Raw genomic sequence first — 12,754 nt, 5'->3', positions numbered from 1 at the left:
TTTAGTGTGCATTGACACTAGCGTGCGGTGGTTGCGCAAACCTTGAATTTGACGTCTGTGTCGGCACCTGCGCAGGTACCGTCTGTGTTGACGTTTGTGCCGGCGTCTGTGTCGGCGCTAACGGCGATGATACTGGTGTCGCCGTTGATACTACCATCGGAAGTTTCATCCGCACTTCTGTGCCCCACCCTTGCCGAGAAACAATTGTCACGCTACCTCCTGCACGCTCTACTCTACCTTGTATGGAGTGACGAATTCCCATGCGGTCTTCGGGAATAGAGTTGACATCAAAACCATTTCCGTGGTCTCGTACAAATACTTCTAGCGCATCCGGGCGTGCCTCGACGTACAGCGAAATAGGCTCAGCGCCGTGGATACTAGCGTTCGTAAGCGCCTGACGCGCTGCATCGACGAGCGCAAGGCTGTGCTCATCAGGCACGGCATCCCCCACGGTGATGACGTCAATTTGTTTGCCAAAAGTGTCCTCTACTTGTGCAGAAACCAATTTCATGCTGCTCACGATAGAATCGCTCGCCACTTTACGGTCTTCGTAGAGCCAGCGGCGCAGTTCGCGCTCTTGAGTGCGAGCTAAACGTGACACCGTTTCTGAATCAGTGGCATTCTGCCGAATGAGATTAAGCGTCTGGAGCACGGAATCGTGAAGGTGTGCCGCCATGTCTGCTCGCTCTTCTTCGCGCTGTTTGCGTGCGGTCTCCTTAGCAAGTGCTCTACTCGACGAGGAAAGCCACGGCGCAGCTATTAGCGCCACGGTTATCATAGCGATGAAGACACCCCAGAAATGGTTGGCAAATTCCTCGCCGGTATATCCATAGAGCCTCACATAGAAGAAAAGAAGGCATAGGGTAAATAGTCCGACGGTGCTTAAAGTGACGATGAGTTTTCCGCGCGTGAAACGTTCAAAAAATGTCCATTCGACAGCCACGAGAAACATACTGACGAAAAGTTCAGCGCCGATAAAGCTCGAGATGATATTACTCTGCATCATGGTCGCAATGATGAAGAAGATTCCCACAAAAGATGCTGCAATGAGACCGATTAAGCTCCACAGTGTCGGTTCATTTGTCTTCTGGGACGTTTCATGACGTTGCTGCTTTTGTGCAGTGCGCGTTTGAGATGGTGCTTGGGTATCTGTCTGAACTGGCGAGCTGACGTGGGCTGATGGTATGAAAGCAGAGCTTAGTGTATGTACCACTTTGGAGGGCATATTGAGGTTTGCTGAATTGATAGCACTATACGACTGAGGAGCGCTATGATTTCCGTATGATAATGCGGCTTGTGAAGCTTGAGGTGAGTAATGCTCGGCTGCTACTTCTGCCTCGTCCTTTGACGGAACGGTAAACCAGAGAAACGCGTAAATGATAAAGCCGATGCCGAACACTGCCATGATGCTGAAGATAAGGCGAACGTGCCACGTTTTCATACCGAGATGAAGCGCGATGCCTCGACATACTCCAGCAAATATACGACCGTGGATAGGGCGTATCAAAGGAAACTGCGCTCGTGCAAGTGGACGAGCGAGAGGAGCGATATCAGTGCGTGGACTCATACCCCCTATTATGCACGATAGGGGTTGGAAAGTCGGGAGTGAGAGACAAAAACAAGGGGAGATTCAGGGGTGTCCCCCATGACATGAGAAGAAAATTCTCATCATAATGAAACCATGAACAACGATACTGGACTTTCAAAATTTTTCGATTGGATTCGCTCTTCGCAAATCGTGCGTGGCGATGACCGCTGGATAGGTGGCGTGTGCGCAGGTATAGCGCGCCGCGTCGGCTGGGATAGAGCTCTCGTGCGTGCTCTTGCACTCCTGCTGATACTTACTGGTTCGGGCATTTTGGCATACGTGTTTGCATGGCTTCTCCTGCCAGATACTCATGGTCGTATCCTTTTTGAGGAAATGATCCGTGGCAATTGGTCAGGGGAAGCAGTCGTGTCGACTATCTTCCTGGTCATCGCAGGTATGACTACGTTTCTGACTTTTTGGGGAATGGTAACTGTCCTTCTCTTCTTCGTTCTCGTAGCATACTCTTCACGACAAGCTCGAAATCCTGAGAATTGGCAAACGGTTAATGACATGCAACAGCCTCAGCCATCGCACCTCGGACCGCAACAGCCTGGACCGCAGTCACAGCAATATCAGGATTATACGCATTATACGCAGCCGCAGGCTGCTCCTTGGCAACCTTACAATCACGATACTGCATACTATGCCACGCCACCTACGCAGTCTTTCCCTGCTCAACCTTCCTCTGCTCAGGGGACTGCTGCTCAGCCCACCCCACGTGTGCAGCCCGTCGTTCCACGCATTATCGAACGCGAACGAGTAGTGTATAAGCGCAAGAGCGCAGGACCGGTACTTCGGCTCCTTGTCCTCGCAGCTGTTCTCTTCTCTATCGCTGCTACATACTTTGTAGGCAAAAACGTACTCCACATCGCTTCTACTGATTTTGTGAACTTGGCGTTACTCGTCTTTACATGGTTTGCCTGCCTGACCATTGGACTATTTGTCGTCACACTTGTACTCGCATTAATGGGACGTAAGAGTGCTGGATATGGAACTGCGGCAGGTCTGTGCTTGGTGCTGTGCTTGGGAAGTTTACTTCCGGCGTATGGAGCTCTCGCATACGAGGCGGGTACTGCTGCAAATATTAAGTCGTATTCCACCGTTGTACTGACGAAAGAAAACACGACTATTAAAGCGTCAAAGAGTTTCGATAAGCAACTCCAGCAAGGTGTCGCGTTTACCAGTTCGGGACGCTACCGCACGCGCAACGTCACCATCGACTTAAGAAATTGGAAAGACGTAGAAGGCACTCATAAACATAAGAAAGTAGATGGTACGTGGGTAGATTCTGGTTGCCCTACAGGACATATGGGTATCTACGCGCGAGCAGTAAATGTGACTGTAAAACTTCCTCGTGGGTGTGGCTATAACAGGGAAGGTCTCAACTCGTTTGGCGCTGGCTGGAGTGATAACCTCGTAGGTAACTCTGCTGCTGATACTCAGTGCGTAGAACTTGCTGAGCAGTTTAGACGGACTTTGCAAGACTACGTCGATTCGCATGACAGGTCCGATGAGAGCACAGAACTCGTGCAGGACTCCCTTGCTGACCTTTCAGATGTTGATTCAGAAAGTGATTTAGAAGATTGGCTTCAGGATTGGAAAGAGAAGAACCTCGACACTGTCGTGAAGAACGATTTCCGGAACCAATTTAACCAAGTTATAAACAAGACAGAGAAGCCAGATCTATATCTCAACGCAACTCTTATCTTTGCTCGCCTGAATGTGGAGGCTCAACAATGACAGTTTTAAATAATTTTGGTAATCCTGCGATAAACCCAGCTTTCTGGGAAGCGCAGTCGCAAGCAGGAGGTACGGAAAAAGTGGACAGTACTGCAAATAGCTCACATGGCGCTAATGATACTAATGGTGCTGATGGCGATGCGCAGACACAGCAAAATCAGCAATCGTCACAGAGCGCTCCACAACCACAGAACGGTCCGCAAAATCCTCAGCAACCATATGTACAGCAACCGCCTATGTATGCGAGCATGCCTTATCGCCAGCCTACTCAAGTGCGGTGGAAGGATAAAGTGGCAGAAAAGACGGGTATCAACGTCGCTGCGGTAATTTACGCAATTGTGGGTCTCATTCTCGCTGTGATGTGCGTCGCCATCGTCCTCACCTTCCCTCACATGGGACCGACTGTATATGGGTACGCGGGCAATTTCATCATCGGTGCGCTCGTAGTGAGCGGAGTCGTTCTTGTTGTCGTTGCTATCGTGATGGGGATTCGTAGCTCGCGGAAAGAGGAGAAGTCACAACAGGATAGTGATGAGCACGATGATGCCTATACAGCTCCAGCTGACGATGAACTCCGATGATTCTCCTCTCCTCGATTCATGGGCTCATGCTGTGATAACTGCGAATAGGTAGTATCGCACGCATTTTACCCAGCTAAGTATTTCTCAGCGGCTGCCAGATTCGGGTGGCCGCTGAGCTTTACCGTCCACAAAACTGTCTCTTCGGTGATATTGATATCCTCGGCAGCATATCGCTCTATCATTGTCGCATAAAGGCGAAGAGTCTCATCAGAATACGTACTGAGCTCCCCACGCAGATAAGTCTCGAAACTGGTAACGTCACGTGTGTCCTCACGAGTTTCTATGACGCGCATGTTTTCGCCAAGATGTGGGTAAAGCTGATGGAAACGCTTCGCCCATATAAGCTGCTGGGCGATGATATGCTCCTGAAGCGCGATGCGCTCGGGGTCTAGGTGCGCGAGGTATGGTTTGAGTTTGTGCTCGTAATACTGTGGGTCAGTACTTGCCATCATATGCGCATATTTCTCGGTTAGTAAGTTGCGGTGAGTAGTCTCGCACTCTGTGAGATCTGTATCATAACTTTCTAAAACGTCGTCGTTCCACGTAAGGAATTGGCTCATGCGCATTACGCGGAAAGTGGGCCAGTTCCCTTGGCAATTCGCTGGACCACCTTCGTTGTTCACGTCTTGGAATTGTTTCCATTCCTGCTCTACGATGTGCTCGATAAGGTCGAGATTCTGACTCATGATATCCTTTCTCTAAATTCCTGCGTTATGTGCTCTTCAATATATGGTCGCTGCCATTCGAGGAAATCTTCCGTAGATGTGGTCAGCCCATCGGTAAGAAGTTGCTCAAGGATACGAGCGCAGATGCGAGAAATCTTATCCTTATGTGGGTCACCTAGATTATCTTCAAGAAGTGGCGTCAGGTCAGTCAGCCGCGTACCCATGCGGCGGCTGAGTTTACGCAGTGCGGCAAATTTCCACTTGTAGTACGGCGCGTACCCTACGCTTGCGGGATTATTGAGTAAAAATATTAGTGAAATGACATTATTCGTAAATTCGGCGATAGCAAGTCGTGCGGCACTCACGTCACCGCGCTTCATCATGCGAGGGAAGTTGTACTGACCGGTTTGAGAAATCATGCCAAGCTTCTCAGAGATGAGATAGAGTCTTACATCTTCGGGCATGTGTTTAAAGGCATTGCGGCGACTGGAAAATGCGCCGAAAGGATCAGCAAAAACCTGACCATTTGTGGCGGTAGCAAGCAACTCTTCACGAAGAGAGAGCCAAACGTGCTCTTCGCCATATGCAGTCGGAGCCGCCGTAAGCGCTACAGTATCCATAAAGAATGAGTCAATGCTCATCACGCCGTCACGCCTGATATTTCGTGGAGTGCGGACAGAACGGTCATACCCTAAAAATGACGAAGGCAGCTTGTCGTACCTCTCTTGAAGTTCGGCGCCAAACTGCTGAAAATCTTCATTCGTCAGCCACACGCAAAAGCGCGGACCGAAATCATGATCTGTAGAAAATTCATCATCAAAACCAAAACATTCCGACCCATACCCAGCTAGCCCTATAGCAGCACGCGAGCGAAGATCTTTCATGCCATCGGATCCGCCAAAGAGCACATCACCGTAAGCATTCCAGTATGCGCGAGATAGCTCAAGCCCAGAAAGCCGTTGCTTACTCGCTTGGTGCGGAGTGCGACCTTTCACAGGACTCTTTTTCAGAAAGTCACGCACAATATCAGCATTTGTCTGCGTAGTCTCAAAGTAATCACTCTCTTCGCCATACTTCGTTTTGATAATGCCGAGAGCGCGGTCATAATAATCAAGTGATTCTTGAGCACGACCATTCATAAACAACACCTGCGCATACCCAGCAAGCGCAGAAGCATAATGACTAGAAGCACGAAGCTCCTCATGCTTCTCATACATAGCTACCGCCTGCTTCGTGTGGGCGAGAGCCTCGGAGAGGGTTTCGGAGAAAGTAGAAGGAAGTGCTTTTTTGTCGGGATTCTTCTTGCTGAAAATCTGCAACTCCAACAGCCCAATATTTGTCAATGTCGTTGCTACGTCGATATCCGCGTCTGGATTCACACTCGCGATACGTATTAAATCAAGAGCGTGAAGAAGTGCAGTCCTCGCCTGTGTAAGCTGCCCAGTCTCACTATAGAGAAGAGAAAGATTATTATAGAGCGAAGCCTTACGACGATCAGTGTTAGGCAATGTGTGAGACGCTTCATTCTCAGCTAGAGCGTAACATGTGCGAGCATTCTCATAGTCACCCGCCGCACGATATGCTGTAGCCACATCGATGAGTACGACTGTACCCTGCCCGGTGTCATCCAGTCTGAGTGCATCGCGCAAAGCCAAAGCGCGCTCGCATAACTTATGATTTTCTGCGTGACGGCGATGAGAGCGGTTAAAGCCCAAAAGCTCACAGATGACGGTGAGTTCTGCCTCCTCATTGTTTGCCTGTTTTGCATCTTTCAAAGCGCGCTCGAGGTAGGGGAGTGCATCTGTAGTGGCGCGGTTCTCAGAAAAAAATCTGGTCAAGCTCGGCGAAAAATTTTTCAGCATTGAAGTCGCGTTGAAGCATGGTTACATTCTAACTGATTTGTGGTGCTGTTAGGATTTTGAGGAGCTGAGCGTGTGAGAAGGTGTTTGATAACGGGAGTAAGCATAGTCGAGGTAATGGTCGTGGAAAAATGCATGTTCACACTTCTCATACGGCACCGAGCTTCGCTTCTTCTACTTCTTCTTTTATCTCTTTCTTTGCTTCTTTCGCGACGTCTGTGCGCACACTACTCCGCAGCATCTTTCCGCACCCATTGTCGGGAAATAAGAGTTTACGCAAACGGTATGCCATCGCTATCGTGGCGATAGTCGCAGCTGTCGCATTCACTATAGGACTTACTGTAACGAATTCAACGCTACGCACTCAAATCGAGCAGCTCAGGAGCGCAAATACGAGCGCGACGAAGCGTACAAAGTTTCGCGCGGCAGCATTGCAAACTGCAAAAGGTTCTGGAAAATACGGTGATGTAAACGACCTTGTGCTTCAGAGTGTGGTGGGGATAGATAGCCTTCCTAACAGTAGGTTTGACTCAGACGGCTGGATTTAACCTCAGTCAGGCGAATGCTGATACTATCAACGCTCGTATAAAAGATATCGAGGGTAACGGCGCTGATGTGTCCTTTGTCGTCGTCGACATGACGACAGGGAATGCGCTTGGATACGATCCTCACGCCCCGCATTACGGTGCTTCGGCTATTAAATCCTGTCGTGCTTGCTGACTTGTGGTCTGGTGCTATAGATGCACATAATCCTGACGCGCAGACACAAGAGTGGGTCAATCAAACAATTTCTAATTCAGGCAATGATGCCTATGACGACATTTACGATACGTTTGGAGTGCAGCATTTGCGCGATTGGACGGCTGGAGTGAATCTTGATGCCGACATCCTGCCTAGAAATACTATTTCCTGTCATCGGCAAATCTCGCAAAGATGTGGGTGCTCGGGTATGACTATCTCTTCGGGACAAGTGCCACAGAGTCTAACCCTGAGAAAAATTCAGTTGTGTTGGAAGATGCACTGGCAAATGATAGCGCAAAATCGTGGTTTATGAATTACTATGTAAACCCGACGAATTCGTTTATTCAGCAGATGTTATCTCCTTCTGGTATCGGTACATACACAAAGGCTGGATGGATAGATGACGATCAGTATTTCCTCGCGCAAAATGATGCGGGAATAGTTAAAAGTAGGCAGGGCGACTACGTCATCGCAGTGATGAGTACGGCATATGAGCGCTATGATGCTTTGTCTTCCTTGGTTAGCGCACTCGATGCTGCGCATGACTCGGATATGGTGAAGTAGTATCGAGGGGCGTGTGGAGCATGGCTGTGGGGGAACTGCTCTACCGAGCAGCAGCGTTTTATTTGTTGCACTTAAAGAGTAAGATAGTGCAACAAAATTATTGAATGTTGTGTGTCTTACTGGCGTGTACTGGAGAGGAGTGCGACATGACATATAAATCCATCCGTCGCATGGTAGCGATGAGTCGTAGTGCACGGCGCCCAGACCAGGTAGCCCGATACTTTTACGAAGAGCGTATTGCACATCCTTCTGTGATAAAGACAGGAATTACACTCGGCGAAGCGAACAAGTGCAATCAGCATGAGATGTTTGCCGTGATGACAGCGGATATCGTGCGAATGATAGATGACATTTATACTCTTGACCGACAGGTACGTGTGAGGTGGAAACGCCTTCCGGACTTCGCGCAAGATATATACGTAAAATCACTCATAGCGAGGGAAATAGAGAGCACAAACAAAGTTGAGAGCATCGACTCATCATGGGAAGAAGTGTGGAGCGCGGTTTCAGTTTCGAGTGCTCAAAAGGGTGCTAAAAGGGATATCCAGACTCGTTCAGTGAGCGGTTCACAAAAGCACACAAAGAAGCATATTCGTTTTGAGAGTCTTGCACATCTGTACTTTACGGTACGGGGGTCGAGCGAGACAGACGAGTGCGCAGCAGGTACTGGACATGATGCTCTTCCACATTCCCTCCAAGAAATTCGAGACATATACGACCTCGTCATGCAGGGAGAGATTGAAAAAGGCAATGAAGTAGATGGTCAGATTTTTCGTAAAAATTCTGTAGCTATTTATGACCCCGGTAGATTAGAACCAACTCATCAAGGTGTGCGTAATGAGGCAGATATTACGCAATACATGCGGTTGTGGCTGAGGCTTCAGTGCGATGAGCGCATTCCGGCACTGCTCAGAGCGATTATGTGCCATTTTCTCTTCGAATATGTGCACCCCTTCTACGACGGAAACGGACGTACGGGAAGATATCTGCTCACGCAACACCTGAGTACAATTGTGTGTTTCCCTGTCGCAGCTTCACTCTCGCGCGTCATTCATGGTCATAAGGCGCAGTATTATAAAGCGTTTGAAGAGGCGGAAGACAGTATGAATTGTGCAGAACTGACGATGTTTTGTGAGCGCATGCTGAAGTTCGTTCTGGAAACTGAGAGTGATGTCAATGACGCTCTTGAGACACGCTCGTTTGAGGGAGAAATGCTCGGCGTCCTCCCAGTAGATATCATCACTCAGCTGCTCTTTGCACAGGATCTTTATGGATATAAGCGCGACATAGGGCTCACGATACAAGACATCGCTACATACTCAGGGATGGGACGAAATCGCGTAGCACAGATACTCAAAGAAATGGTGGTACAAGGTACTGTGATAGAAATTCCAGGAGCCGGGCGGCGAGCAGGGATGTATGTGTTGGGAAAGAAGGCGAGATAGAGCCTAGAGGTGATTTGAAGTCTTGTCCGTGTCGTTATACTTGTGGCTCGTAAAACGAGTCATTTACGATGCATGACATTTACAAGGCACTGGATGACCATTTATCTCGAAGTCAAAAAAGTAGGAAACATGGTAGCTACTCTCACACAATCCAGCATGGATGCGAAGCAGCAGTCGGCTGGATTAGGTAAATACACAGAACTAGCATTCGCGGCGGGTATCGGTGCTACTCTCGCTTCAGGTATTTTGGTTGGCTTGTCGTCTACTATTACAGTGTGGCAGAAAGGCTTAAGCCTGAGCACTGCTCAAGTGGGAATTATTTCCGCTGTCATGTCATTTGCAATAGCACTGGGTTCTCTAGCGGGCGGGCGAGTGGCAGATAAGGTCGGACGTGTTCATTTCTTCAACTGGATTAGTGCTCTTTATGTTGTAGGTGCCTTTATGTGTGCGGCTGCTATGAATTTTGGGATGCTAACCGTGGGTATCATCGTCGCTGGTGTGGCATCCGGCGCAGAAATTCCAGTTGCAATTACCGTACTAAGTTATGATGCCCCAAACTCCGCGATGGGCTCAAAACTCGTGTCAACGAGTCAAATTTTCTGGCAGATTGGTATTTTTGTTTCTTACATTGCAGCATTCTTGGTTTCCAGTCTTTCAGGTGCCATGGGTGGTCGCATTGTTTTTGGGTTCTTCGCTGGCATGGGAATAGTAGTGTGGGGATGGCGAGTATTTTCTTCAGGCTTGAAGAGAATTCATGCTGAAGCAGATGAACGTCATAACATTCAAGCTCGAGCAGAAGAGGGTTATGATACTCAAAAAGTCTCTGTCTTTTCTGTACTCTTAGGCTCCCAGAAGAAGGCATTGCTTGGTTTTCTGGGTGCTATTACTGGCTACTATGTGATGTGGAATCTCTTGGCGAATACATGGGGACAGTTCCAGACTTATATGTTTTCTCAGGCTGGTGCAAATCAGACATTAGCTACAGCGCTGGGTATTGGGTTGAATCTTATTACGCTGATTCTGAATATAGTTTTTGCTGCTGTGTCGGGTGGTAAATATCGTAATAGCGCGTTCTATGCTGGTCTTATTCTTACTTTGTTTTCCATTATTGTTATGGCGTTAGGTGGTGCAAGTCTTGGTGTGATTATCACAGCGACTGCACTTCTCTATGCAGGTATTCCGCTCGCTGGTGAAGCGATGTACAAGGTGTGGACCCAAGAATCCTTCCCGATTTCTATACGCGCGACGGTTCAAGGCTTTATCAATGGTTTTTCACGTCTGATATATGGTCTCTTTGCGCTTGTAACCCCAATGCTTGTAGCGCCATCAGTAATTAAAAGCACGATGTGGGGTTTCGTAGGTGTAGTTATTATAGAAGCAGTTGCTGGTTTTACTATGATTGTATTACAGAAGAAGTACGGTACAGACGAACATCCATTGAATCGCTAATTGCACTCGTTATATTTGTAGAAGAAAACACTCAGGTAGAATCGTACACAGTATACGGAGTACTTGAGTGTTTTATTGTCATGAAAGCTGGTGGAATGATATGCTGACTATCGCCATTGTCGAAGATGAAGATAAAGCGGCATTTACTCTTGAAAGCTATCTTCATCAGTTCAGCGCTACACATTCCACGCAGTTCAAAATTACTCGTTTTACTGATCCCACTGTGTTGTTAAGTGACTACAAGCCTGTGTGGGACATCGTTTTTATGGACATCGAAATGCCTAACATGAATGGCATGAATGCGGCGCATAAGTTGCGTGAGGTAGATCAAAAAACCGTACTTATCTTTGTAACGAATATGGCGCAGTTTGCAGCTCAAGGCTATGAAGTAAACGCTTTAGACTATGTCATTAAACCTTACATATATACCGATTTTGAGCGTAAAATCCAGCGAGCAGTTTCTGTCGTTGAGACAGCAGAGAGTTCTGTCGTTATTAGTTATCGGGGTGGAGCTCAGCGCATACGTGTGCACGATATTTCATATGTTGAAGTGCGTGGGCATAATGTTACATATCATACAGAGGTCGGTATTATGACTTCTGCAGGAAGCCTTCGAAGCGTGCAAGAACAGTTGGAGATATATGGTTTTTTGAGATGCAGTAAAGCATTTTTGGTTAATCCTCAACATGTGATGGTTATGAGTAGCTCTGAGATAACGTTGAGCAATGGTGAGAAGATTCCAGTTGGACGTGCATATCATAAAGAATTTATGCAGGGTATGGCTGCTGCAATGGGAAATGACATAGCATGATTTTAAATTATTTCCAACATACAGGATACATTTTTGAGCTTCTTGGAATTCTTGGCTTGTATCTCTTTCATGTGGAGAAGCGAGAGAATTTCTTTGCACGTATGATAGCCTCTGGCGTTGGGGCAGTACTCATAGCGTCTGTATGGGAAATATGTATCCCTGAAACAAATGTTGTGCGCTTGATTATCCGTGGAATTATTTTTTATGGACTGGCATTTGCGGCTGCGTGGATTTGCGCGAAAATCACATGGCGTCAGGCTGCTTTTTATCTGGCAGGTACGGTGGCATTGCAGCATGTGGCATATAGCTGCGCTCAAATAGTAATCGTGACGTTCCCCGCCATCGGGAAGCTACTAGATCGCGCACATATAGGATGGCTCGAATATCCGTTACTCTTCGTGGTATTCGTTGCTCTCGGAGGTCTTCTTTTTGTTCGACCGCTGCATGCTTTGACGCCAAGGCGCATCGGTACCAGCTTTGTACTTATCGCTGTATGTATCATGCTCTGTGTAAGTGTTTTTTCAACGTTGTTTGATGCTTTCATTTCTACGTCGCATATACAAAATAGTGCCTACTTCATGTTTGTTCTTACGCGGTTAGTGACGTGTATCTTCTTACTCAGTTTGTTGCGTGAAATTACAGATCGCGATAATGCGCAGCGTGATAATGAGTTTCTTCAACAGTTGCTTGCTCAGCAGCGTGAAAAGCTTGCCGCTGATAAGGAGACTATTGAACTTATCAACATCAAGACGCATGACTTGAAGAAGCAGCTGAATGTTCTGGATGGACGCATTAGCCGTGAAGAGATTGACGATTTGAAAGATCTCGTTGACATTTACGATTCATCCATTCGCACGGGAAATGGCACCTTGGATGTCCTTTTGGCGAACCGCTCCCTTATCCTCGAGCAGCGAGGTATTCAGTTCGATCGTATGATTGACGGCACTCCCGTAGGTTTTATGACATCTGCAGATATTTATTCGTTGTTTGGCAACGCTATGGATAACGCAATGGAAGCGGTATCAAAGTTAACTGATCCAAAGCGTAAATGGATTCGTGTAAAAGGTACTGTCAACCGTGGAATGTACATCTTGCATGTAGAAAATCCATTTGACGGACTGTTAAAATTTGAAGATGAACTTCCGCAGACTACCAAAGCGGATAAAAATTATCATGGTTTCGGCATGAAATCTATGCATATGATTGCTGAAAAGTATAACGGTTATATGAATGTGACAGCAGCAGATGGCATATTTACATTGGATATTATGGTGCCATTACAATAGCTGAGCTGAGTAGCTGCGATGTTTC

General features: G+C 47.5%; 13 protein-coding genes. 10 read left to right on the top strand and 3 right to left on the bottom strand.

The features are described 5' to 3' along the window. Position 1: 1 nt before the first annotated feature. Entirely contained in the window at positions 2 to 1,567 is a 1,566-nt protein-coding gene (locus tag ACFQY8_RS00575; RefSeq protein WP_377937606.1) for an ATP-binding protein, read from the bottom strand. 114 nt (positions 1,568 to 1,681) lie between these two features. Here ACFQY8_RS00575 and ACFQY8_RS00570 point away from each other — a divergent pair, with 114 nt between their 5' ends. Together ACFQY8_RS00570 and ACFQY8_RS00565 are read left to right on the top strand one after the other, a co-directional pair. Beyond that, on the top strand, positions 1,682 to 3,328 hold the full coding sequence (locus ACFQY8_RS00570; RefSeq protein WP_377937605.1) for a PspC domain-containing protein: 1,647 nt from the start codon (positions 1,682 to 1,684) through the stop codon (positions 3,326 to 3,328). Next, positions 3,325 to 3,909 carry a hypothetical protein gene (locus ACFQY8_RS00565; protein ID WP_377937603.1) on the top strand — a complete coding sequence of 195 codons (585 nt, stop codon included), beginning with the start codon at positions 3,325 to 3,327 and terminating at the stop codon, positions 3,907 to 3,909. The genes ACFQY8_RS00570 and ACFQY8_RS00565 overlap by 4 nt, the downstream gene beginning before the upstream one ends. A gap of 65 nt (positions 3,910 to 3,974) precedes the next feature. Here the strand turns inward: ACFQY8_RS00565 and ACFQY8_RS00560 are convergent, their stop codons facing one another. Together ACFQY8_RS00560 and ACFQY8_RS00555 are read right to left on the bottom strand one after the other, a co-directional pair. Next, positions 3,975 to 4,595: a DUF4125 family protein gene (locus ACFQY8_RS00560; RefSeq protein WP_377937601.1), complete on the bottom strand. Its 621-nt coding sequence runs from the start codon at positions 4,593 to 4,595 to the stop codon at positions 3,975 to 3,977. After that, positions 4,592 to 6,436, bottom strand: a complete 1,845-nt coding sequence (locus ACFQY8_RS00555) for a DUF4037 domain-containing protein (RefSeq protein WP_377937599.1) — start codon at positions 6,434 to 6,436, stop codon at positions 4,592 to 4,594. The genes ACFQY8_RS00560 and ACFQY8_RS00555 overlap by 4 nt, the downstream gene beginning before the upstream one ends. Before the next feature lie 128 nt (positions 6,437 to 6,564). Between ACFQY8_RS00555 and ACFQY8_RS00550 the strand changes: the two genes are divergently transcribed. From ACFQY8_RS00550 to ACFQY8_RS00515, 8 genes are all read left to right on the top strand, one after another. Then, a complete protein-coding gene (locus ACFQY8_RS00550) occupies positions 6,565 to 6,981 on the top strand; it encodes a hypothetical protein (RefSeq protein ID WP_377937597.1) in 417 nt (138 codons plus the stop codon). Beyond that, a complete protein-coding gene (locus ACFQY8_RS00545) occupies positions 6,959 to 7,153 on the top strand; it encodes a hypothetical protein (RefSeq protein WP_377937595.1) in 195 nt (64 codons plus the stop codon). Before ACFQY8_RS00550 ends, ACFQY8_RS00545 begins: the two co-directional genes overlap by 23 nt. Next, entirely contained in the window at positions 7,143 to 7,487 is a 345-nt protein-coding gene (locus ACFQY8_RS00540; RefSeq protein WP_377937593.1) for a hypothetical protein, read from the top strand. Before ACFQY8_RS00545 ends, ACFQY8_RS00540 begins: the two co-directional genes overlap by 11 nt. Next, entirely contained in the window at positions 7,484 to 7,738 is a 255-nt protein-coding gene (locus ACFQY8_RS00535; protein ID WP_377937591.1) for a hypothetical protein, read from the top strand. Before ACFQY8_RS00540 ends, ACFQY8_RS00535 begins: the two co-directional genes overlap by 4 nt. A gap of 146 nt (positions 7,739 to 7,884) precedes the next feature. Continuing rightward, complete coding sequence (locus ACFQY8_RS00530) at positions 7,885 to 9,183, top strand: Fic family protein (RefSeq protein ID WP_377937589.1); 1,299 nt, start codon at positions 7,885 to 7,887, stop codon at positions 9,181 to 9,183. Positions 9,184 to 9,276: 93 nt separating this feature from the next. Continuing rightward, positions 9,277 to 10,632 carry an MFS transporter gene (locus ACFQY8_RS00525; protein WP_377937587.1) on the top strand — a complete coding sequence of 452 codons (1,356 nt, stop codon included), beginning with the start codon at positions 9,277 to 9,279 and terminating at the stop codon, positions 10,630 to 10,632. Positions 10,633 to 10,732: 100 nt separating this feature from the next. Further along, entirely contained in the window at positions 10,733 to 11,443 is a 711-nt protein-coding gene (locus ACFQY8_RS00520; protein ID WP_377937586.1) for a LytR/AlgR family response regulator transcription factor, read from the top strand. After that, positions 11,440 to 12,729, top strand: coding sequence for an ATP-binding protein (locus tag ACFQY8_RS00515; protein WP_377937584.1), 1,290 nt, complete (start codon positions 11,440 to 11,442; stop codon positions 12,727 to 12,729). Before ACFQY8_RS00520 ends, ACFQY8_RS00515 begins: the two co-directional genes overlap by 4 nt. Positions 12,730 to 12,754 lie beyond the last annotated feature (25 nt).

Source organism: Alloscardovia venturai, from assembly GCF_042676605.1.
Lineage (GTDB): Bacteria > Actinomycetota > Actinomycetes > Actinomycetales > Bifidobacteriaceae > Alloscardovia > Alloscardovia venturai.
This window is presented reverse-complemented; position numbering and strand designations above follow the sequence as displayed.

Coding starts and splice junctions, on each gene's coding strand:
- ACFQY8_RS00520 (WP_377937586.1), top strand. CDS start 10,733: ATGCTGACTATCGCCATTGTCGAAGATGAAGATAAAGCGGCATTTACT.
- ACFQY8_RS00530 (WP_377937589.1), top strand. CDS start 7,885: ATGACATATAAATCCATCCGTCGCATGGTAGCGATGAGTCGTAGTGCA.
- ACFQY8_RS00575 (WP_377937606.1), bottom strand. CDS start 1,567: ATGAGTCCACGCACTGATATCGCTCCTCTCGCTCGTCCACTTGCACGA.
- ACFQY8_RS00570 (WP_377937605.1), top strand. CDS start 1,682: ATGAACAACGATACTGGACTTTCAAAATTTTTCGATTGGATTCGCTCT.
- ACFQY8_RS00555 (WP_377937599.1), bottom strand. CDS start 6,436: ATGCTGAAAAATTTTTCGCCGAGCTTGACCAGATTTTTTTCTGAGAAC.
- ACFQY8_RS00560 (WP_377937601.1), bottom strand. CDS start 4,595: ATGAGTCAGAATCTCGACCTTATCGAGCACATCGTAGAGCAGGAATGG.
- ACFQY8_RS00515 (WP_377937584.1), top strand. CDS start 11,440: ATGATTTTAAATTATTTCCAACATACAGGATACATTTTTGAGCTTCTT.
- ACFQY8_RS00565 (WP_377937603.1), top strand. CDS start 3,325: ATGACAGTTTTAAATAATTTTGGTAATCCTGCGATAAACCCAGCTTTC.
- ACFQY8_RS00525 (WP_377937587.1), top strand. CDS start 9,277: ATGACCATTTATCTCGAAGTCAAAAAAGTAGGAAACATGGTAGCTACT.
- ACFQY8_RS00550 (WP_377937597.1), top strand. CDS start 6,565: ATGCATGTTCACACTTCTCATACGGCACCGAGCTTCGCTTCTTCTACT.
- ACFQY8_RS00535 (WP_377937591.1), top strand. CDS start 7,484: ATGAATTACTATGTAAACCCGACGAATTCGTTTATTCAGCAGATGTTA.